The organism is Pseudoalteromonas sp. MMG013 (assembly GCF_018100885.1).
GTDB lineage: Bacteria > Pseudomonadota > Gammaproteobacteria > Enterobacterales > Alteromonadaceae > Pseudoalteromonas > Pseudoalteromonas aurantia.
The window spans coordinates 268287-291487 of sequence record NZ_JAGJEE010000002.1; the positions used below are offsets into that span (position 1 = coordinate 268287).

18 protein-coding genes are annotated in these 23201 nt (G+C 42.1%); 8 read left to right on the plus strand and 10 right to left on the minus strand.

What is annotated here, in order from left to right; all coding sequences use genetic code 11:
• Window positions 1-24: 24 nt before the first annotated feature.
• The 8 genes from J8L98_RS03200 to J8L98_RS03230 all read right to left on the minus strand — a co-directional run bounded on the left by J8L98_RS03200 (window position 25) and on the right by J8L98_RS03230 (window position 8291).
• Window positions 25-2175, minus strand: coding sequence for a DUF6351 family protein (locus J8L98_RS03200; RefSeq protein WP_210995254.1), 2151 nt, complete (start codon window positions 2173-2175; stop codon window positions 25-27).
• A gap of 129 nt (window positions 2176-2304) precedes the next feature.
• Window positions 2305-3009, minus strand: coding sequence for a YafY family protein (locus J8L98_RS25140; RefSeq protein ID WP_210995255.1), 705 nt, complete (start codon window positions 3007-3009; stop codon window positions 2305-2307).
• Window positions 3010-3026: 17 nt separating this feature from the next.
• Window positions 3027-3344, minus strand: a complete 318-nt coding sequence (locus tag J8L98_RS03210; protein WP_210995256.1) for a hypothetical protein — start codon at window positions 3342-3344, stop codon at window positions 3027-3029.
• A 75-nt stretch (window positions 3345-3419) separates the two neighbouring features.
• Window positions 3420-3542: a hypothetical protein gene (locus J8L98_RS25015; protein ID WP_282098744.1), complete on the minus strand. Its 123-nt coding sequence runs from the start codon at window positions 3540-3542 to the stop codon at window positions 3420-3422.
• Between the two features lie 266 nt (window positions 3543-3808).
• Complete coding sequence (locus tag J8L98_RS03215; protein ID WP_192509820.1) at window positions 3809-3994, minus strand: hypothetical protein; 186 nt, start codon at window positions 3992-3994, stop codon at window positions 3809-3811.
• A gap of 271 nt (window positions 3995-4265) precedes the next feature.
• Complete coding sequence (locus J8L98_RS03220; protein WP_210995257.1) at window positions 4266-5348, minus strand: FAD-dependent monooxygenase; 1083 nt, start codon at window positions 5346-5348, stop codon at window positions 4266-4268.
• Between the two features lie 5 nt (window positions 5349-5353).
• Entirely contained in the window at window positions 5354-7306 is a 1953-nt protein-coding gene (locus tag J8L98_RS03225) for a LodA/GoxA family CTQ-dependent oxidase (protein WP_210995258.1), read from the minus strand.
• A gap of 115 nt (window positions 7307-7421) precedes the next feature.
• Window positions 7422-8291 carry a polysaccharide deacetylase family protein gene (locus J8L98_RS03230; RefSeq protein ID WP_210995259.1) on the minus strand — a complete coding sequence of 290 codons (870 nt, stop codon included), beginning with the start codon at window positions 8289-8291 and terminating at the stop codon, window positions 7422-7424.
• Between the two features lie 203 nt (window positions 8292-8494).
• On the opposite strand from J8L98_RS03230, the gene J8L98_RS03235 reads away from it, so the two are divergent.
• From J8L98_RS03235 to J8L98_RS25145, 8 genes are all read left to right on the plus strand, one after another.
• Entirely contained in the window at window positions 8495-9151 is a 657-nt protein-coding gene (locus tag J8L98_RS03235) for an ATP-binding cassette domain-containing protein (protein ID WP_210995260.1), read from the plus strand.
• Entirely contained in the window at window positions 9144-11603 is a 2460-nt protein-coding gene (locus tag J8L98_RS03240) for an FtsX-like permease family protein (RefSeq protein WP_210995261.1), read from the plus strand. The genes J8L98_RS03235 and J8L98_RS03240 overlap by 8 nt, the downstream gene beginning before the upstream one ends.
• A 10-nt stretch (window positions 11604-11613) precedes the next feature.
• A complete protein-coding gene (locus tag J8L98_RS03245; RefSeq protein ID WP_210995262.1) occupies window positions 11614-12675 on the plus strand; it encodes a lipocalin-like domain-containing protein in 1062 nt (353 codons plus the stop codon).
• Between the two features lie 543 nt (window positions 12676-13218).
• Entirely contained in the window at window positions 13219-14469 is a 1251-nt protein-coding gene (locus tag J8L98_RS03250) for an HlyD family efflux transporter periplasmic adaptor subunit (RefSeq protein WP_210995263.1), read from the plus strand.
• A 10-nt stretch (window positions 14470-14479) separates the two neighbouring features.
• On the plus strand, window positions 14480-15199 hold the full coding sequence (locus tag J8L98_RS03255; protein WP_210995264.1) for an ABC transporter ATP-binding protein: 720 nt from the start codon (window positions 14480-14482) through the stop codon (window positions 15197-15199).
• A complete protein-coding gene (locus tag J8L98_RS03260) occupies window positions 15199-17613 on the plus strand; it encodes an ABC transporter permease (RefSeq protein WP_210995265.1) in 2415 nt (804 codons plus the stop codon). The genes J8L98_RS03255 and J8L98_RS03260 overlap by 1 nt, the downstream gene beginning before the upstream one ends.
• Before the next feature lie 42 nt (window positions 17614-17655).
• The gene (locus J8L98_RS03265; protein WP_210995266.1) at window positions 17656-19038 is read left to right on the plus strand and encodes a sigma-54 dependent transcriptional regulator; all 1383 of its coding nucleotides are present in this window, start codon (window positions 17656-17658) and stop codon (window positions 19036-19038) included.
• Window positions 19035-20312, plus strand: coding sequence for an ATP-binding protein (locus tag J8L98_RS25145; protein ID WP_210995267.1), 1278 nt, complete (start codon window positions 19035-19037; stop codon window positions 20310-20312). The genes J8L98_RS03265 and J8L98_RS25145 overlap by 4 nt, the downstream gene beginning before the upstream one ends.
• On the opposite strand, the gene J8L98_RS03275 is transcribed toward J8L98_RS25145, so the two are convergent.
• Together J8L98_RS03275 and J8L98_RS03280 are read right to left on the minus strand one after the other, a co-directional pair.
• Window positions 20309-20833 (minus strand): hypothetical protein, encoded by a 525-nt coding sequence (locus tag J8L98_RS03275; protein ID WP_210995268.1) that lies wholly within the window; start codon window positions 20831-20833, stop codon window positions 20309-20311. The genes J8L98_RS25145 and J8L98_RS03275 overlap by 4 nt on opposite strands.
• On the minus strand, window positions 20833-23031 hold the full coding sequence (locus J8L98_RS03280; RefSeq protein WP_210995269.1) for an LruC domain-containing protein: 2199 nt from the start codon (window positions 23029-23031) through the stop codon (window positions 20833-20835). Before J8L98_RS03280 ends, J8L98_RS03275 begins: the two co-directional genes overlap by 1 nt.
• Between the last annotated feature and the right edge of the window lie 170 nt (window positions 23032-23201).

Consider the following 23201-nt stretch of genomic DNA (forward strand, 5'->3'; position numbering starts at 1 on the left):
CAAATTTGTTAAAAGCACTGCAACTCAAATGTCTTTGGGTCTGCCCATATCCGGTACGTCGTAATTACAAACGCCATGCGGAAATGTTGCTTGCAACCGAGCTCGCATATCTACAGTCATGTTGTGTGCGGCATATATGCCTTTATCAATGGCAGAGTTGATACTCATTAAATGACATTTAAAAATATCACCGGCCCAAGGTGCACCTGACTCAATACGACTGGTGCTAAACATCGGAAATCTAGACTGGCAAGCGCCCTCTTTTTGTTTATTCCATTTCCCATTAAATACGGTACTGCCAGAGGCATGTACTTTGCCATCACTATCAAAGCAGGTGTCTTGCAATTCCTTGGGCTTAGCATTCAATATTCCCTCAGGGGTGTGCTCGGTAATTGCCAGCAGCCACTTATCCATCATGGCAAAGGCGGCTTGAGTTGGGTCATGATCTTTATGAGCGACCCAAATGATGTGATTTTGAGTATGACCCAATGCTTTGTTAATGCGTAAGCGGCTATAAAATGAGGCTGACATATGGTGCATATCTAACTCATTTTCTAAGTAATGACGAGCATCAATGATGGGGAGGGTAATATTACCAATGAATACCTGTCCTGAACGATACGCCGCATGCATTGCGTCGATATTACCTTGATGGCGAGCCGCTGGGGCTGCGGGTGCAGGTTCTGTGATATTCTCATTGCCCCACAAGGATAACCACAGGGGCAGGTTTGTGCCAAAAGGCGTCACTATTTGTTCTTGAGCCATGTCGTTTTGTGGTTTCCAGCTACCAATATTATGATTAATGTCGATAAAGTCATCGAAGGAAATCTCCCCGTTATTTAATGCATTTAAGCCGTATTGCACCCCCATATTGTCCCATGTAGAGCGGCCAAACCCTTGCTGATCTTTACCGAGTATGTGTTGCATATCTTGCCAATAACTCCAGTTGGTTTTTTCGACCACAGACTCAGCGAAAAATGCCCGCAAAAAACCTTGTTTTGGGTTGTTAATAAACGCGGATAGTCCAAAGTATCCGTTAATACATTCACTATTGCCCTCTGGAAATGTGGGCACAAAGCCAGCCATTAACTGATTAAGTGGCTGAAGAAAGCCTGCGCGTTGTGGAAAGTCGTTTATGGCATTCATACCCTCAATTAAGCGGCGGCGATCCCAATTGCGCCAGATTTTTTTATCGTCGGCCCGAAACGTAAAATAGTTATTTAGCAAGTCGCAATCGAGCGCATAAGTGGTTTGGGTTATCATATCTGGGTAGCTATACAATGGCAGTAAGCCATCCAAAATTCCGGTACTATTTTGGGCAATGAGGTATTGGGCGAGTCCACCGCCAGAGCCCCCAATACCAACGGTATATAAAGGCTCACCATAGAGACTCACAAACTGTTTCTTAACACGCCTTGCGGTGTCTTCTGCCAGTAGCATATTGTAGGTGTAGCTGGTTTTATTGCCGCTTGAACTGATGATTGCATATCCATCTAGGAGTTGCTGTGCTTGGCGTTTCATTACTTTCCAGGCTGTTTGCCTGCCTTGACGATAGCCAATGCCAGAACCACCATTAAATTGATAGATAAGCCGTTTATTCCACAAAGATGACGTATTGCGGTGAGGTATATCAAGCGGTGTAATAGGCACGATGATGGTATAAATAAAGCGGTTAATTGTGCCTTGCTCAACTCTAAATAAAGGGCCCGAAAAACCAGAAACATCTTCATTATCTGTGAGTTTCCGTGGCACTAACGGCGTATCTATGGTGTAGTATTCAATACGGGATTTCACGCCACAATCTTTACTATAACCCAGTAGTTTTTGTTGTGGGTCGTATACAGATACTCCGTCACCATCATGATTATCGACTTCAGGGAGACCTAAACCTGAGTCAAGTGTCATACAAAAAAATGGGTATTGATTGGGGCCTGAGTAAAGGTTGGTGTTGGGTCCAACTGCGCCTAAAGGAATGGGAAACGAGTAGGGGTCTCTAGGGCGTTTTGACTGTGAAATATGTGGATAAAAGTCAAGAATATGATGGTTATTCGATGTGGCAACTGCCTTCACTTGGCGCATTTTATACGCATCATCTTGGCTTAACATTCGCCAACCTAACGTTATGACTAGTATTACAAAAATGCTTCCTGCCAACCATTTTACGACTGTTTTCATACATCACCAAATGGGTTAACCATCATACTATTAAGTGTAGGCAGCGTGATTAAATTCGTTGTTATTACTTTGTTGCTGCTTTGTAAGTGCAGGCTAAGCATGTGATTACTGTAGGAATAAAACTATCAGCTAACTTTTATTTGCACAATTTGCGTATTTGGCGGTAACAAGCGCAACATAATGGGACAACTTTTTATCATCTGAGGTATTAAAGTGTGTACTTAATGTTGTGGCAGAAGCTATTCTGTCGACTCTAAACTCTCGGTAGTCACGTCTTAATTGGCAAAACGCCACGAGGGTCCATTTTCCACCCCAATATACCAGTCCAAGGGGCTCTATTTGACGCATTGTGGAGGTGTGATTAACGTCCGAGTAGGCAAGGTGCAAACACTGTTTATTTTCAATTGCATGACGCAGCTGCTTGTTAAGCGCTTGCTGCTTACTGTCATGGCTATAGCTAGAGACTAAATAGGGTGAATCATCTTGAGATTGCTTTAAATGGGTAGGCAAAACAGCTTCGATTTTTGCCATCGCTGATTTGGCATGTTCACTTAAGGTTGGATCTGTCCATGCGCCAACCATTTTGGTGCCAAGCAATAAAGCGGAGAGCTCTTCTACGGTAAACATCATAGGGGGAAGCGGGCAGTTGGCTATCAAATAACCGATACCTGCTTCACCCTCAATTGGCACTCCTGAGCTTTGTAAGTCTTGAATATCACGGTAAATGGTGCGTTCTGAAACGTGGAAATGCTCAGCCAGCTGTGCAGCCGTTGTCGCAAGTCGGCGGCCTTTTAAAACGTTGACTAATTGAAAGAGTCTTTCAGATTTATGCACATTTACACCCTAGTAGGTCAGTTAGTACATGCTGTTTGGGCTATCACGCGGTTATGCGTCAGCTCAACACTGTCTTCATTGATCAGTTGCATAAACTTTTTACTGTGTGGTGAGTCATAAAAAGCTTGTTGTACTCGCGTTGCATCATTGAGTGTGTTCCAGTATACAACATCAATATACACAGAGCTGTTTTGTTGTTTGGCGAGTGAGCGATAAAGCAAACCCGGTTGTGCGTTCAAAAAAGTTTCAAACTCCTCATTCGCTAACATAAAGTCCTGCTCTGTTACGCCACCGGCTAATTCAAATTTAACGACTTCGATGATATTGGTAGTCATAATGTGTTTTCCTTGAGTGATTTATAAGTCACAGCAAGTAAAACACATCACCCTGTCAGGGAGTGTCAGGAGGCTTTATCCAACATAACCATATAGGGCGAGCGCACCTGCAATAATCCCGCTGCTGGCAAACAACCCGTATTCAACTTTGGTTTGTAAACGAGCATCTTTGCTGGATGATTTTTTAGTGATTGCCATAATGATACAAGTTACGGCCAAACAAAAACTGATGATAATAAAATTAACGAAAATGGCATCGAGCAGCATGAATTACCTCAAGTGATAAAATATTGAAATTTAAGCAAACATAAATTTTTAAACGCGGGAATTATACGTGGCTTTTTGGTGAACACATAGCTTTCTGTGGGTTTTTAATAAAGTTGCATGAGGAAGGAGACTAAGCGGTAGAAGTGCGTTATTACGATGTATAAAACGGCACGACTACCGAGATCTAAACTGTGAATTTAAATACAGGTATGATCGCCGCCTTGAATTGACCAAAAACAGACCACTTTACAAGATTCGATTTTTGTACGGCAAAATACCGTATCAGGCACTCGACCGCCAGCAATTGCTGGAGTGTGTTTTGTAGCTAAATCTTGTTGTTGTGATAATAGCTTTATATTCTTTTTATTTAACGTCATTTTCATTGTAAGTATCCTTTTATTTAAGTCCCTGTTACGTTTACATATTGTTCTTTAAATGTAAATAACCTCAGCTCTGGATAAGCGAATTTGTCCAATAAAGCTATTTTTCTCACTCTCGGCGTTGCTTTCATTTGTAATAGCCCGCTATTACTGCATAAAAGCGCCTTGATATTGAACAAAATATCATCATTGGATTGTACGTAAGTTTATATACAAAAACATTTTCTATTCCAAAACCCTTATCCAAACCTGAGGTTAAATAGTTTATTTGTTTTTATGATACCATTTTGTAATAGAGCGCTCGATGAGCGAGGTAGCTAAGCCAAATTTTGTCTACTTGTTGTTGGTATAGCGGTATATTCTCAGCGTGCGTTAAACCATTATTTATAAGTAATTCGCTTAATTGAATAGCACAGGCCATCGCATTGAACATACCTTGGGAAGACAGCGGATCAAAGCTTAGGGCTGCATCCCCTAAAGCAAACCAATTCTTACCAGAGCAACTCACTAACTTTGACGAATTCGCTGCCACTAGAGGGTGTAGTTGCGCATTTTTCCCATCTATTCTGGATGAAAGTATGGTGAATCCAGGTATACTTTTAGCCCGATTTAATAGCTGAGATGGGTCAGTTATACGTGCCTTTTTTATCAATTTTGCATCTGCGTACCACGAAAACACTCTTTTTTGTTGCGCCTGAGTCGGGCTTTTTTCAGGGTTATGAATTGGAGCGCTATACCACCAACCTTCATCTGTGTGACTGATCAGCGCTGTTTTCTTTGTGATATTGACATTTGCAGTGAACCCAATTGACATGAGTTTGTCAAATTGCTGGCGAGTAATACCTTGTTGGCGTGCAAAAGCGCAATGACGACCTGATGCATCAATCACGGTGTTGGCATTGAGTTGAAGTGGGCTATTGTCGTGTTGCAATGAAAGTTGCCAGCCTTCATCAGTGGCAACACTGTCAGTTAATTGAGCCGGCCATATGCAGTGAATTTTTGCATCAATACAAGCATTACGTAGTTGTGTTTCAAAGTAGGATCTGTCTAGGTGCCAACCGAATCCATCTGGGTTTCTTAAATTGTCTATTAAAGTAGGTTCAGACGAGCCCCAATAAGATAACGTACCATGGCTGAGTATGTGGCGTTTATTATCGAGTAAATGTGCTAGTTTTAGCTGAGTTAAAATGCGCAGTGCAGCAGGTGCTAATGACTCGCCAATTTTGTTAATTGGTGCGGCTTCTTTGTCAATAAGCGTTACACAATAATAGGGCGCGAGTGCAAGAGCTGCAATACAGCCCCCTACACCAGCTCCTATTATCGCAACTTGCGTTTTTGGCAATTGCGTTGTTGTCATCGTTGTTAGCTTTTTTTGATAAAGCGATGTGCTTTTTCTGTTAGGCTTAAGTCAGGGCGAATACCCTTTTTAGCTTTGTGCTGAACTGTAGATTTTAATGCGCTAACGGGGGCATTTGAATCAGGTGTTAAGCCGACTTGCATGGTACTTGGAAAGCCACTCACGCCTTTTTCCGTTTTTGGAAGTACGACCGCCAATTTATCAAAGTTATCAATCATGTCGTTGATTTGTGCCGTGTAGTCAGTTGTGGGGCCAATGGGTAAATCATCAAGCCAAAACTCTCGTTCGTTAAACGCAGCTTGTCGCTCATCGATGGGTAAACTTTCGTTGATGACTTTGTTGTAGTTTTCTTGGTTTAACATATTATTTGGGACGCGCGCAGGCCAAAAGGTCGGTAAATATGGGTCGAGCGCTGTATTGTATCCATCTCTACAAGACGCAGTATCTGTTTGCCAAGGAATGGCCATCCAGCGGGTGATCCCCCCGGCTATTTGTCCATTATTTATTGGGCCGTCGAAAGAGAGAGCTGTATGTGGTGTTAGTACAGGGCCAAAATTAACATCGTGTGTTGGGGAGGTGTCCTCAGCATGGCGCAATCTAAAGGCTTCACTATACATACCGACACTGCGCATCGGCCATGTCATTTCGCAGCCAGGATGAAATGCATCAGCCAAACAAAAATCCATCGCTGCTTTGGTCAGCATATCGGGTTGCTCTGTAACTGGAACATCATCAATAGCCGTAGGTGCTGTGCGAGCTGGGTCATAATCGGCAATAAACTCTCCATCAACCCATTGCGATAATGCATTAAGCTGCAGTCGAGTCAGCGTTAAAAACTGTCGAGGTGACTCGTTTGCATCAATGCTCATTGCATCGCCATAGATCCATGGCCATTGTTGTGGAGACAAGGATGCGTTTGTTGGATCCCATGCGGTAACCGACATAGGGTTCTCGCCAATATCAAATTGGGTGTCTAAATTTCTAAAATTGTTAAACAAAGTACGTCTTGATTCTTGCCATGTTGCAGAAGGATCACTTAAACGTGTTAGCCAAAGTTCTGATGTAAAATCAAATGGGCTCTGCCACCCAAAGCCCGCAGCAAAACCGGCATTAACCCACTGTAAGTCGGTCATACGTTGGAAAATAGGTAAAATGTCGTGGGTAAAGGAAGGCTTGCCCGGAACAGGTAACATGTGGGCGCCAACGGCGATATCGCGCATTAAGTCCCACATTGTTCTGACAGATTTTTGCATCGGGGCATAATCAGGCGGTGCACATACAACCCAGCCAGGTTTTACCGATAATGATACACCGTCATAGACGACGTCGGCATTAATTGGGCCATCAGAGGTATCATCATACCAGCCCTCGTTATTGCCAAAAGTAATTGCTTGATGCCCGAGTGGATTCGCTGATTTACCATGCCCACCTAGCATCACTAACCGTCCTTGAGAGTCAGTGGTCATTTCACCTAAGTATACTTTTACTTCATTGAACTGCCCCACAAACTGCGTATCATTTCCTGGCGTATTACAGCCCGATATAGTGTGTTTAGCACCGTCAATTAACAAACCGCGTCGCTTTTCACCTTCTACTTTGGCGTTACGTAAAATAGAAGGTTTTGCATCCGCTGCTTCTGGAATATCTAATGCGATTTCAAATTTGTACCAAGAGGCTTTTTGATTCGCAAGTTGTGCATGCCACGTTATATTGGCATTGTTGGCTGTCAGCTCCTTAACGACTTCGCCGTTCGCATTCAATCCATATATCCGAAAACGTGCAGCTTGGCGCTTTAAAGCGCCAGTGCTATCACGGTAAAAACTAGGCGATTGTGGGAGTGGTTCACTGACTTCTGGACCAATAAAGTACTCAGACGGACTATTGCCAACACGCATTACACCGATTGGTGGATAGATAGCCGCTGAAACAATCGTTGAATCACAAGGGGTGTTTTCCATACCTAAACTTCCTTAAATTGACGCATGTATGTCATAATTAAAATGCAAATCGAGGCTGCATTTTCTATAGTGCAGAAGTGTAGGCCGAGATATTAAAATTGACAATTACACCGTATTACGGCGCTTTTCTATGCTGTTTTATATAGCTGCCTATGGTATTGACCGTCTCTAGCCAATAGCCATTTTTAGGGTCTTTTAAATAGGTAATAAGTTGATCAAGCACGGTTTTATCTACGGTATATAAGCCTTTTTCGCCCACTTCATGTCCGGCAAGAATTATCCAGCTATTATTATGCTTGACCGATTCAAGCGTGGTTTTAATTTGTTTAAAGCTCTGTCCGTCAATCCGAATTGCAGTCAGCTGAGCAAAGTCAGTGAAGTTTGGGTTATTGGCGGTCTCATCATTCCATGTGCGACCAAATTGAAACTGTTGTGCAATCAGCGGCACGTAGCTGCGCGTATCAACACCTCGACCGACAAAGGTGTTTCCGCATGGGTAGGCAAAACTGGTAGGGATAATACCTAAGTGCGTTTTGAGGTAGCTATTGGCTTGCTCTATATCATTTTTCAACCAGTCAAGGGTGACATTTTCAAGGCTCATTCCCCGAGCTCTTAGCCATTCAAAATTGCCAGTACACGTATGGTTGCTGGTATGATTTGCAATTTCATGACCATATTCAACGGCTTTTTTCCACCCAGTTAGCTGGCGAGATACACTTTCAGGCACAACATAAAAAGTCCCTTTAACTTGATGTTTAGCGAAAATATCCATCCCCACGGTTATTTGGCTGTCTCGCGCATCATCAAAGGTAATGCTGACGGCATTTTGAGCGCCCGACGGATACTTAAAACCAAGGTATTTTTTGCTGTTGTAATTTTGCCAATCGGTGTTTGCTGATCCCAGCTCAGATGCTGGTACGGTGTTGCTTGTGAGAACTGACGAAGTTAAGAGACCAAGACTCAATGCGAAATGCAAAGCTTGCATGATATGTTTCCTTATAATTAAAACGCGTTATTATCTAAGCGAAGAAGGTCTTACTGTGCAATAGCAATTAACTCAATGTATGCTGAATAATTCTTAACTTAAACCTTACGAAGTAATATTTTTGACTATGTGTATACATAACTTTATGTTTTAATTTGTAATAATATTTATTGGTCGAATTTTACACTCTGGGTGGTATACGGATGATAGAACTTAAAAATGTCATATTTTCACGCGTTGATGGAGATATAAAGCGCAAAATATTGAATGACATTTCTTTGGCTATTACACCAGCAACACAACTTGCGTTAGTAGGAGATAGTGGTTCGGGTAAATCTACATTGTTGAATTTACTTGCGGGCTTACTGCAACCAGACTCGGGTGAGGTGATTGTGAATAATACAGTCATTAGTGATTTGAAAGCCCAACAGCTCGCTTATTACCGCCGTTCTATCGGAATTATTTTTCAGCAATATCAGCTACTCAGTCCGCTCAGCGTAAAAGACAATATTACTTTTCAGGCGCGTCTCAATAAAATGCCTTGTGGCGAAGATGAAATAATAAGTTTGGCAGAGCGGTTGGGCATTGCGCATAAGTTAGATGCTTTGCCGCAACAATTATCAGGAGGAGAACAGCAGCGAGTAGGGATCGCGCGTGCATTATTAAATCGACCAAATTTACTACTTGCAGATGAACCAACAGGAAATTTAGACACCCAACGTGCTCAAGACGTACTCGAGTTACTCATTGAACTATGTGATGAGCGTGCAATTAATCTGGTATTAGTTACGCACAGTACGCGGTTAGCCTCACAATTACCTATGCAACTGACACTGAAAGATGGTCAATTGCATGGTTGAATTTAAGCTTATTTTACTGACATATTGGGGGTTCTATCGCCGTCACTTTGGACTACTCGTCCTCTTTTTGGTGGGTCTGAGTTTAGGCAGTGCCCTGTTAACAGCCATCCAAGGCCTCAATTTTGAAGCTGCAAAACGGTATCAGTCAACAACGGCGATGATTAATCACCCCATCAGTCATTTTATTCGCCCCATTTTAGGGCAAAACTATCTGCCTTTTGCACTGTGGGAGCAATTGCGTGCAAAGGGCGTAACATCAGCGCAACCAGTATTAGAAGGGACGATAAAAACCCAAGCCGGTCAACAGTTAAGAATAAAAGGAGTTAATTTATTGCAGTGGCTCAATAAAACGTCGGCAGCGCAAAATGTAATCGCTCCTTTATCAAGAAGTCAAACGGCAGCCACGCCGATGTCATTTTTGAACACGCTGTATTTAGACCCGACTATGATTATCCGGTTAGGTTTAGACCCCGACAACCCCGTACTCATATTCGAAAATGCAGAGCAAAGCATGCCCGTCATTGCGATGGAGGGGCTAGGAAAAAGCGGGCTAGTTGATATTCATGTGGCTGACACATTACTACAGGCAAACGGCCAAATTAGTTACTTTGAAGTAACGAATGATACAGCGGACCCTCAGCTGGCACTCAGTATTATCAAAGCACTAACGTCGACGGTTGGTCGAGTAGAGAGTGTTGAAGAGCAAGCATTTGATGGGTTGTCACAGGCGTTTTTTTTGAATCTGAAAGCATTGGCGCTATTAGGATATGTGGTAGGCGCATTTTTGAGTTTTAATGCAATCAAATTGGCTTATACGTCTAGGCAAACCTTACAACAACAACTGTTTATTCTTGGGTGTAGTATGAAAATGTTGCTTAAAGCACTCATTGTTGAGCTGATAGCGCTAAGTTTCATTGCAGCCATTTTCGGCGCAGTTTTAGGCAGTGTGTTAGCTAATTTATTAGTGCTAGATGTATCAAGCACCTTACAAAGTCTCTATAAACTGGATCGAGCATTGGTCGTATCATTTGATTGGTGGCTAGTTTTATTGGCGTTCATTTTAAATGGGGTTGTGTTGTTCGGGTTTGTCTTGATGCAGGTGCGTCATCGTCATTTAAAGTTTGTTTGGCTGAGATTTACTGCTGTTTTCGTTACGGTTTTTATAACTGGATATTACTATTTTTTTGCCGTCACAGAAGTGGAGGCCTTAATGCTTTGCGTAGGGGTATTAATGCTATTTTTTATTGTTACCCCTGTTACGATTAAGTCGGTATTTGTTGTTAATTGGCCAACAAAAAATGTGGTGTTGTTATGGCTACGTGCAGACAGTAGTAATCAATTGTCGGCGTTATCTTCTTCGGTATTAGCGATGCTGATGGCTGTGGGGGCGGCAATCAGCATGCAAATTATGGTGGGCAGCTTTAGTGATGCACTTGATAAACATTTAACGAAGCGACTCAGTGCCGATTTGTATATTCGGGTCGAAGACAAATTAGATGAATTGAAAAATACATTAGCACAGCGCCAAGATATTGAGCGGGTCGGTGTGTACTGGCATGCTCCCGTTGAAGTGATAAAAAATACGGGGGAGCCTGATCACATTTATTCTGCAAAATTAATGAGTTTTGGGCAAAGTAGTGAATATTATTCACATCTTAATTTATTAGGAGATAAATCGGTTACGCCTCGTCACTTTCGAGTTGAATCAAGCTATCACGGATGCCTCATTAATGAACCTGGGTTACTGAAATATCAGTTCTCCGTTGGCGATAAAGTCATTATTCAGCAACAAAATCGCTATTTAAAATGTGTCATAACGGGTGCATTTTATGATTATGGTGAACAGGCATTAGCATTTGTGAGTACGACCGATGCCATGCTTAGCAGTACGATTCGCTTTCAGCAATATGGGGTATCATTATGGCTTGAAGATGCCAAAAGTGCTTCGGGCATTCGAGATGAATTAATGACATTACATGCCCTAGATAGCTCGCAAATTATTGAAAACAGGCAGTTTAAAGCGTTTGCTAAAAGGCTATTTAACAGTACGTTTACCGTTACCAGTGCTTTGAATTTTTTTATTATATTGATCGCATTATTTGGTATGTGGGTGAGCTTTTTAACCTTAGGGCGCCAGCAGTTAGAACCCATTACGGTTTTACAACGGTTGGGTGTATCAAATCGCACGCTTTTAGGTGCTAAGCTTTTACAAACTGGCCTCATTATAGGAGCAACTTTAGGGCTCGCTGTTCCTTTAGGTGTGTTATTAGGATGGGTTCTACTCAACTATGTTATGCCTATTGCATTTGGCTGGAGCATGGCATTAACCATAGATTGGTCAGTGTTAACGACTTTTATTGTCAGTATTTTCATCGCAGCGTTAGTGTTTAGCGCCATACCACTTCGTAAGGTATTAATACGGAACACGCCCAGTGAACACATGCACTTGTAAAGGAATAACAATGTTAACTTCTGTGATATCAATTTGCTTATTCATTTTGCTATTGGTTGGGTGTGAACCAATGCAACAGGGTCGTGAAGTTTCCATCAATGCAGTCCCGAAGTTGGGTGTGGATGTTGAGCCTAATACGTTACTTTCATTTCCTCAAGACCATGGAGCGCACTTAGCGCAAGGTATCGAGTGGTGGTACGTAACAGCAAATTTAGAAGCGGATGATGGCACTGAATTTGGTGTGCAGTGGACCTTGTTTCGTATGTCAGTTGGAAACACTGACGCGAGAAGTTCTCGTTGGTGGGATGGGCAACTTTACTTTGCACATTTTGCTATTCAAAATAACCAAACGCACAAAGCATTTGAAAAGTTTGCACGGGCAGGGCAGGTTGAAATCGCAGCTGCGCCTTTTGTTGCGCGAATCGATAATTGGTATCTTAAAGGAGGGGCAGATCAGACCTTCCCCTTGAACTTGATGGCGAAGCAAGGTGGTTTTTCGGCACAATTGGCGTTACACAACAGTGTAATGGCATTGCATGGTGATAAAGGATACAGCCAAAAAACGATGCAAGGTCATGCGTCGTATTATTATAGTTACCCATTTTTACACGCAAAAGGCGCACTTGAGTTCTTTGGCAAGCGCTATAAAGTCACTGGAAAGGCGTGGTTGGATAGAGAGTGGTCGTCATCATTGATTGACCCAAAGCATACCGGGTGGGATTGGTTCAGCTTACAGGCCAATAATGCGGATAATGGGGCCTTGATGGTATTTTGTATTAGAAATGCGCTGCAAGAATACGACCATTGTAGTGGTTCTCATATTTTGAGCAGTGGTGAAGTGCAACACCTTGCAGACTCACAGATTTCGCTGCAACCAATTGAGCACGTATCACTGGATGGTAAACGGTACCCAACTCAATGGCACCTTGATGTTACCGGGTTTGATACAACCATTATTAACAGTGTAAATAAAGACGCTAGGAACCAATTAAGCATCCCTTATTGGGAAGGTCGCGTCACAAGCGTTGGAGGTTTTACTGCAAAAGGGTATGCAGAACTTGTAGGTTACTAGGGGCTGTTGATCTTTCAGGTTCGTTTTTGCAGCAGCTTGATTGAATTTTATACAAGACAGAGGCTGCGTAGCATGGTTATTCCATGTGAGTCAGCCGATAACATAGTAGAAAAGCCAATCAAGTGCTGCCTACCGGTTCTTTGAGCACCCCTTTCTCTTTGTTGCTTAATATTCGCTTAGATTATAAACCACACATTAAGCGCCGCGATAAAAGCATGCTCAAAGAGAGCAAAAATAGAACAGCAAAGATCAACAGCCCCTAGTTCTTCGCCGATATAGAACCATGCCTGGTAGGCGAATCGTGATTTTACTTTGTGCATCTATTTCATCGTATTTTTCTCAAAAATTTGAACTTTATTGCCCTCAAAAAGCGCACTTTAAGTAGTGCTGGTTAATTCGAAATCGGGAATTTTCGTATTCTCGATTTCGGGAATCTTTATGATTCATTCAATTTTTAAATTGTAACTATTTGATATAATGATGCTTTTTGTTTGGTATCGAATTTGCTTTATATCTTATGTCAATTGGATAAAGGTATTCATCATGGATAAAGTAAGGGTTGAAAGCAAAAAGCATCTGAGCGGTAAAGCGGTGGCTATAATGGCTATGCTTATTATGATAGTTGGTGTATTGGTGACACTGATGATTAATCGTTTTGATAAAACAGCGGTAGCAAGTCATGATTTATGGCGAGCAAAAGTAGCACAACAAGATTTGGCGCTAGAAGCAAAGGGGTTTGGCAATTTACAGTCAAAGCAACAGCGATTTTTGACAGCACCTTATAGTGCAGTTGTAGAGCAAATATTAATAAAGCCTGGGTCTTTAGTTACAAGAGACAGTGTGATTGTAAAGCTGAGTAACCCTGAAATTGAGCAAGCAGTGCTACAAGCAAAAATGACATATAACGCACAGAAGGCGGTTGTTGGACAACTCTTGCTTAAACAGGAGCGTGAGAAACTATCCGATGAGCAGTTATTACAAGAACTCAAAGTCGATTTGCAGGTTGCTCTCTCACGTCTTAATGCAGAAAAAGGGTTAGCTAAACAAGGGGTTGTATCTGCGCTAGATCTACTGGACAGTCAAGCCAAAGTTGATAAATTGACATTGCGCTATCAACATTTAGAAAACAAAAAAGCGAAAGTGACGCAATTGCACTTACAGGCTGCGCAAATCGAAGAGCAAAAACTTAACGAAAAGGCGAGCTTAATGGCGCTGGCGAAATCACAAGCTCAAAGGCTTAACGTGGTTGCGGGCATTGAAGGCATGCTACAAACGTTACCAATCGAAATAGGGCAAAGCTTAGCGATGGGATCTCAGATTGCCTTAGTGGGAAGTGTTGATTCATTAATCGCGTTAGTAAAAGTGCCACAAAGAGAATTGCAAGGGCTAGAAATAGGCATGTCAGCAGTGATAGATACCAGAGGAGGAAAAGCGGATGCTTTGGTAAAACGTATCGATCCTGTTGTGACAGACGGTCATGTTGAAGTAGAACTCGATTTGGTCGGTCAGTTGCCGAATAATGCGCGACCCTCACTGAATATTGCTGCGGTCATTAATTTAGGGGTAATACCGCAAACGTTGACGATACCCATTCCCGTTAATGCTAAGCCTCAAACACGGGTACAAGTTTACAAAGTCTCTGACAATGGAAAAAGTGCGACAAAAACTTGGATTGCATTGGGTCAAAGAAGTGGCCAACGAATTCAATTACTTTCAGGCGCGATTCAAGGCGAAGAACTTATCTTATCAGCAATAGATCAGCATGCTGAAGATACCATCGAACTAAAATTATAAGGACTCTATCATGACAGCATCAATCGATAAAAAAGCGAGCATTTCACTCAAGCAATTAAGTAAAGTATACCTCACTGAAAGTATTGAAACACATGCATTACAAGCAATTGACTTGGATATTTACCAAGGTGAGTTTGTATCAATTTCAGGCCCTTCGGGGTGTGGTAAATCAACATTACTTTCGATTTTAGGTTTGCTTGACTCACCAAGTGATGGCCGCTATTTCATTGAAGGTGAAGCCGTTGAAGAATTGGATTTAGACCAACGGGCTGAGTATAGGAATTTAAAAATTGGTTTTGTATTTCAGTCGTTTAATCTGATCGACGAATTAAGTGTGTTTGAAAACGTAGCGCTTCCGCTGCGTTATAGGGAACCGGCAGTACAAGAAACCGATATTGATAAAGCGGTTAAGAAAGCGCTCACTCAAGTTGAAATGGCACATCGAGCAGAACATAGGCCAAATCAATTATCAGGTGGGCAACAGCAGCGTATCGCGATTGCTCGAGCACTGGTTGGTGCCCCAACGATATTGCTAGTTGATGAACCGACGGGCAACCTAGATTCTCACAATGGAGATGCGGTAATGACGTTGTTGCGTACATTGAATCGGCAGGGGACGACAATATGTATGGTGACGCATGATCCGCGTTATGCAAATTTTGCATCTAAGCAGTATAACTTATTAGATGGAAAAATTGTTCCCGTGCCAGCTCTCAGTGAGGCGGTATAATGAAAGTAACCTCACATATCAAGCAGGTCGTAGCTGGCTTACAAAAAGCGCCGGGGTTTACCCTCATTATGATCTTAACTTTGGCATTGACGCTCGGTGCTTTATTGGCGGCATTTAATTTAAATCAGGTGGTGTTGCTTAAGCCGCTCCCTTATAAAAATGCGGAACAGCTGTATGTTTTAAAGCAAAACTTACATCAAGATGGCATTGATAATATAGGGGGGCAAAGTGAGGGCGGGCAAATCGCCATGTACCAAGCGTCTAAACAAGCGGGTTATGAATCAGCCATGCTGACGCAAAGACGTGGTCGTATTACGAGTCGAGCGGATAAACCTGTAGAAGTGGTGATGTATGTTAGTCATGAATACCTACCACTGCTCGGTGCACAGTTAGTGTTAGGGCAAAACTTTAGTGCCACGGATAAAGTAACAGATGCATTACCTGAAACCGTTATTTCTTATTCGCTATGGCAATCTGATTTTGGCGGTGCATCTAATGTCATTGGTCAAAGCTTAGATTTTGATGGCGTTAGTTTACAAATTATTGGTGTCGTCAATGATAATTTTCGAGATCCAGAGCCTTTGAGTTTCTACGGAAAAAGCCGTTTATATCTACCCATGGCGCAAGCAGGAATAAGTGAAAAAGAGTTTAGAAATGCGTCACGCAATTTAGTTACGGTACAAAAAAATATCGCGAAGCAAAGTTTGTCCCCTTTACAAGGGTTACTAGATAGAGCATTAACACAGTCAATTGAAAGTAGTGAATTTGCCGTTGACTTTAAAGATTACGAACATAGAGCTGATTTGGCGCCGTTAACTAAGGTGATCAAAGGCGATAATCCATTTATTTCGCTGATGGTATTTGCTGGCGCTTTGGTACTGTTACTTATTGCGTTTGCCAATATTGTGAATTTGTATTTGTCTCATGTGATTAAAAAGCAGAGTATGTTGGCAATTAGTGCAAGCGTGGGGGCGAAACCAAAGCATATTTTTAAGCATTTATTGGTGGAAAGTTTGATCATCGTGCTAAGCGCATCAGCCTTTGGGCTTTTATTGGCAGCATGGCTATTGGTATTGACTCAATATCTGGCACAAGGGTCGATTAATCGTTTAGATGAGCTCGGTATCAATGTTATGACCGTCGGATTTGCATTGATTGTGGCATTGGTGTTGTCGGTTGTTTTAGCCTGGGTGGCGAGCAAAAGTGTTGATCATGAGCGTTTAAAACAACATTTGACGGCAAGTGGAAAGGGGACGCAAAAACAGATATCACCGGTTTTACGAAAAACCTTGGTTATATCGCAGGTTACCTTAACTGGCTTAATGTTATTTGCCACGTCAACTGTATTACAGGCAACACTGAAGATGGCAACAAAACCACTGGGTATTAATGTAGAGAATGTGTACAGCTTACAAATTGAAACGGGTGACAATTACCCATCACGAGAAGCGAAGTTGGCGTTGATTGAACAGCTCAAGCAGCATTTTTTAGCATTGCCACAGGTACAAGCTGCAGTAAAAAGTACCATCTCGCCAATCAGAAAAGGTGATTTCTCAAGTCCATTTATTGATTCGGAAGGGAACCGCCTCGGGTTATTTGGTTTTAATACCATCGGCCTTGATTATTTCTCTGTGTTGGAGCAGCCAATTCTCTACGGCAGAAATTTCACGCAAGCAGACATTGAAGACAAAAGTAAAGTTATGTTGGTGAGTCGTTCAGTTGCAATCAATGCATTTGGTAAAGAGAATGCCGTCGGTGAGTCAATGTTCTTTTCACCTGATCAAGGCTTTGAAGTTATTGGGGTCGTGGCGGATCATTACAACGCATTCACGCAAGAAAAATACGCGGGTGTTACCTATTTTGCTATGAGCCCTATGCGTTTAAACTTAATGCTGAAAGTATCAGACAAGGCATTGTTTAATAAAACGGATATTGTGATGGAATTGGAGAAGGTAGATGCTAATTTGGCTGTGCTTGAGTTTCTGGATGTTGAGCAGACAAGTCAAGATTTGGTATTCAAATACCGGTTAGCAGCTTGGTTGAGTGGGAGCTTAAGCGTGTTAGCGTTGTTACTTGCATGCGCAGGTATTTATGGGGTGGTATCTTATGGAACACAAATGCGTCGTTACGAACTGGGTGTCAGAATGGCTGTTGGTGCTAAACCAAAACGTATTACCATGTTGGTTGTCAAAGATGCGTTCACGCCGTTATTAATCGGTATACTTTTGAGTATTATATTAGGGTTAGGTTTGTATACATTGACGAGTCAATATAGTGATGCGGTGCCGGTACCAGATGCTTTACAAGTTGGGGCGTCATTGATACTGTTGCTTGGATTTTCCTATATGGCTTGTATTATTCCAGTAAAACAAATACTTAAATCTGATCTTATATCAGCATTAAGAAATCAATAAGGATTGACTGCCGCACTAAATACGGTGCGGCATGGACAGAACATGCAGCGGACAATATTAATAATTGATGACAAAGCGGATGTCAGGTTATCAGCAAGGTTTTTGTTGAGTAATTATGGCTATGAGATTCTAGAAGCTGACTCACCCGTGGTGGGTTTGTCAGTATTACAAGCGCAAACCGTAGACTTAGTTCTCTTGGATATGAACTTTGCATTTGATACCACGTCAGGTGAAGAAGGCTTATATTTTTTGCGTAAGCTCGATGAGTTAGTGCAGGCGCCAGCCGTAGTGGCTATGACGGCTTGGGCTAATACAGAGTTGGTTGTAAAAGCATTACATAGTGGAGCATGTGATTTCATTGAAAAGCCATGGGATAATTCAAGACTGACTCAGATAATTGAAAATGCATTAAAACTATCCGCGTTAGGGCAAAAAAATGAAGCGCTTAAACAAACAATTGCAGACAATACGCCTGATATTCATTTAATTTGTCATTCACCAGCGATGCAGCACCTTAAAGCTCAAATCGACCGTGTTGCACAAAGCCAAGCAAATATTTTATTTACTGGGGAAAATGGCACGGGTAAATCAACGTTAGCAAATTATGTACACCAAGTTTCCAATCTTTCGGGAGAGTTTGTCGAGGTGAATATGGCAGCGGTGCCAGAATCATTGTTCGAAAGTGAAATGTTTGGACACACGAAAGGGGCATTCACAGGGGCTGATAAATCACGAATAGGGCGCTTTGAATTGGCCAAAGAAGGTACTTTGTTTTTGGATGAAATTGCGGAAATGCCCGTTTCTCAACAAGCAAAGTTATTAAGGGTATTAGAAAGTGGCCACTTTGAGCCGGTTGGAAGTAGTCAGACTCAATTTGCTAAGCCAAGAATACTCAGTGCGACAAACGCTGATATTGTCATGATGGTTGCACAAAATAGGTTTCGTCAAGATCTCCTTTATCGGGTTAACACAATAACGATAGAGGTACCTAGCCTTGCTCAACGTAAAGAAGATATTCCGGCACTCGCGGAACAATTTTTACTGCGGCATCAACAAGCTCATCATAGAGATGACTTGTGTTTTTCGCCATGTGCGCTCAGGGCGCTGCAGTCATACCAATACCCCGGTAATTTACGAGAATTAAGCCATGTGGTAGAGCGTTTGGTTTTATTGAGTGTGAATACACAAATAGTGAGGGAAGATATCGACACCTTATTGATGAATAATCCGCGAGAGAATATTAGTCAAACAGGGACATTGCCATTGATGACATTGGCTGACGCTGAGCAAGCCTTATTAACGCAAGCCTTAACAAGCACGCAAGGTCAAACGTTAGAAGCCGCAGCTTTATTGGGGATCAGTAAAAGTGCAATCTATCGGCGGCTTGAGAAGTATGATATTGCAGCAAAGGACTTTATACAGTGAAATTCAGCTCTCAAGAGCAGTTGTTTAAAGTTCTATCTGTTATTAATTATTTGATATTAATACTTTTAATCCTTAGTTTTGTTTGGGTTTATACACGTGATGGGTTGTATGTTGTGACCGCGTTTATGGTGTTTACTCCTATTTATGCTGCGTTGTTTTATTCGATTTATAACCAGTTCTTTGCACCTTATCGGGCGATGCAAACCGCTTTAGATGCCATTCGCTTTTCAGATACAAGTGTTAAAACCGTGCCAATTTATCAAAGTGGTGTGGCAGCACAGTTACACCATGAATTGGAACACATCACGACGATTTTTGGACAATGGCAAAGCGAACAAAATCAACATGCATTATTAGTAAATGAATTATTACAGGCACTTGATAGCCCTATTCTGATTGTGAACCAAGACTATCGCTTGATTATGGGGAATGTGGCGTTGACACATTGGTTAGATGCTGACTGGCGTTTGAAAAAGTTAGAAATTATCACAGAGATTGGTTTCAGACGTGTTGATGAAAAGTGGTGCTTTACTAACGGCGCCATCGCGGCTGCACACCAATTACGAGGCAGTGAAATTAGTTTAAATGGTGAAAAACACCACTTGTTGTTAATTAGTAATATCAAAAGTGAGTTAAAGCAGTCGCAAACAGATGCATGGCGACAGTTGGTTAAAGTGCTAAGTCACGAAATAAAAAACTCACTCACACCCATTAAATCAATAGCACAAACACTTGAACAGTTTTCTCATGATGACACTCAAAAGCAGATGCTGTCAGTGATTGTCGAACGGAGTGTGCATCTTCAGCAATTTGTCTCTAATTACAGTAGTCTTGAAAGGCAAGTAGAGCTTCGTAAGTGTAATGTTGCATTACACCCATTATTTTTAAGTGTGCGACAGCTTTATCCTCATTGTGAGATCTCGTTATTAGTGAATGTCGAACAGTGGAATTTGGATCCCATACTGATTGAACAAGTACTGATCAATTTGTTAAAAAACGCGATGGAATCTTGTGAGGCTGGAGATATCGTGCCCCATATTGCACTGCGTGCAGATCAAAATGAGTTTGGCTTGACGATTGATGTTATTGATAATGGTATCGGTTTAGGGTCTGCAGAGCATTTATTTGTACCACTGTACACCACAAAGCAACATGGGCAAGGTATCGGATTAGTGTGGTGCAGAAAAGTAATTGAACAACATGGTGGTACTTTGACATTGACCGCTCGAGAGGGCTCAGGAGCGGTCGCTACGTTGGTGCTACACGCGCATTAGCGAATTTGAAACTGTTGTTGTTCATTATTGGCATCATATTGCCACTCGTATGTCATTGGTGTGGTGTTGTTATCGTAAAACCACACCTCTGCGACGAGCTGAATGTCACTGCGGCTGATTGTGAGTACTGTATTTAGAGGTGCACTACCTAGTGCAGTTCTGAGAACACAGTTATGTCTGTCGGCTTTAACTTGCCCTGTGAGCTTTTGACATATGTTTAAATAAGCGCGTTGATCTTCAAGTTTTAAATCTACATCAATAAGCAAAGAAAATTTAGTTGATAAATCAAAGTCTGTATCAATGACTAAGTCTGCCATTGATGTCACGTCAGGCGTTGGCTCAGGTGTTGGTTCTGGAGCCGGTGTTGGTTCTGGATCTGGCGTTGTCCCCGTGTCTGGCGCTGGGTCTGGGTTTTGAACCACAGGACTTGAATTTTGATTCGGTGTAGACGCCCCATCCTCACCACCGCCACATGCACTTAAAAAACAAAGGCTAAATAGAGTTACAGTTAATTTGTTCATTATTGTGCTCCTGATGTAATTACTTTACTAAGTTGCGGTTCGCTATACCACGTAATGCTGTTTTTACCTGCGGAGGTCGCAAATGCGGCAAATTTAGAATACGCATTGGTTATATCAATATTTTCAATAGGGTGTTGCCACGCAGAGCCAATTTCCATCGCCCAAGGTAACCCTGAAGCAGTTTGAAAATAGGTATTTCCAGCTGGGTTAGACGCGTCGTCACTGCCTGACACATTGTACAGCGACTGGGCAAAAGCTTCCGTTGGTGCTCTGTTTTTTAAATGCACTTCCCAGCCTCTTTTATCTACATTATTCATGAATTCACCGTGAAAGTGATCGTTACTTGCGAAGATAAATGGGTCTAATACATTCGCTGGAGAATCAGCGAGTGCTTTAGGCGCCAGCAAGGGAATTGTGACTGAAAATGTCACTTTGCTGCCATTTTGGCAGTTTGCTTCCGTTCTAAAGTACTGACATCCACTATTTTTCTGAACATAATCCCAAACATCTTCCATTACAATAATGATGGCATCTGAGCGGTTCGCTTCTAGAGGAGAGTTTTCTTGCGCAACACCATCAATGGAGAAACTAATATTGGCCTCATCGACTTCGGAGCGGGCTACTCTGCGCTGTGTTGAGGCATTGATTTGATCATAAAGCCTGACAGCGAAGCCATTGTGGTAAGTCGCCCCAACGCCGACAATTTCACCTTCAATACGATACCCAACTATTGCCCCATTTTCTTTATAGCGTGTGCTTCTAAAGTGCGTCACTAAATCGTTAAAGTCATAGTCTCCAGCAAAAGGCCATTTATCTTCATACGACAGGGTTACCCAGTCACTTTCACTTGGATACGCATCGCTTGCATAGGTGGTAATTTCATAATCTTCAACTTCTCCTCCTGAAACGCCACCGGTTGCACTGATATTTGACGCTTCTGTGCCATCTGTGACGCGAAACCGTGCCCATGTATTGCCTTCTAATGTGGTTTCAGGAACAGCAATCAGCAAACTGTTATCGCCTGCATTGATGGCGACTTTATCTAGAGCAACTTCGTCAGACGAGAAAACCTGATCTTGGTTCCAGTCGACCCACGCGTACAAGTAACTATTTTGGGAGGCGGTTACAATGACTTGTGTCGTTTGCCCGCCAACAAAATCAGTAACAAAAGCAACGCCATCATCAGAGTTATCAATAGGTTCAGCCGCTAAATCAGCTGCAGTATTTATGTTTTCACCATCCACGCTGGCACCCAAGTAAACAAGGTTTTGGCCATCATCATTTGGGTCATATAAGTGACGGGGTCCACTGTCGGCAAGTGTGGTAGCATAGCCATTGGGGGCATCACCAAAGTCGATTGAGTTGTCTGTCACTTTGACTTCAGCAATGGCGCAGCGAGCACCGTCATTTTGTCCAGATTTGGGGCCGCTTGTGAAAACGACAGCGGTGGGTGTATAGCCCACCACAGGACTTACCGATAAGTCGATTTTATGTATTTTACCGCTTTTGTTGTTACTCGCATAAAACTGCCCGTTCACATCAAAGTATGCTGCGCCGAACGCACCACTGTCACCTGAGGTGTCTAACTGGGTTATAAGCGTGGTGGTTGCATTATCGACGTTTATTTCATGTAAGTTGCCGTTTGATTCCATCGCATACAGTAGATTACTATTTGGATGAAATGCAAAATCAAAGATATTAAGGTTCCAGTTTTCACTATCAGTGTAGTGTATAGAATTAATGGTCTGAGTTAAGTCGTCATTAAGTGGAATTTTATATAATCCAAACTTAGGAGTATAAACGAAATAAAAGGCTTCTTGGCTGGCACCTGTGCCCGTGACTTGAATATCACCGACGTAAAAATTGGTATCAGGTAGTCCAGTTACATCAAGTTCGGTCATATTATAATCATCACCAATTTGCACAACGCTTCCTGGTGATTGCTTACTATATCCATACATATATTGATCTTTATAATTGAATCCAACAGCGTTGACGCTTGAAGTATTGGCAGCGCCTTCACGTGTTAGGCTGGCTGCGATGGTGGTGGCTTTTGCTGAAACTAAGTCAATACCATAGAGTTTTGCGACAGAGTCTTGCATTAAAAACGCTTTACTCGGACAGTTTTCGAATGGGCCAGCAAACACACTCCCAGATGAGCATAATATACACAAGGACGCGATAGACGTTAATTTCATAATGAGGAACCAATTTAAAAGGTAGATATATTCTTGAAAGCATGAGCTGTTCCAATATTTAATTCATTGATATTTAAGATTTTAAATTGTTTTTTGGTACTGAACTTTTGCATCTTGCAATTATTTGTTTGCAATTTGCGAGTGAAATTCAATTTTCTGATTGGTCGCAA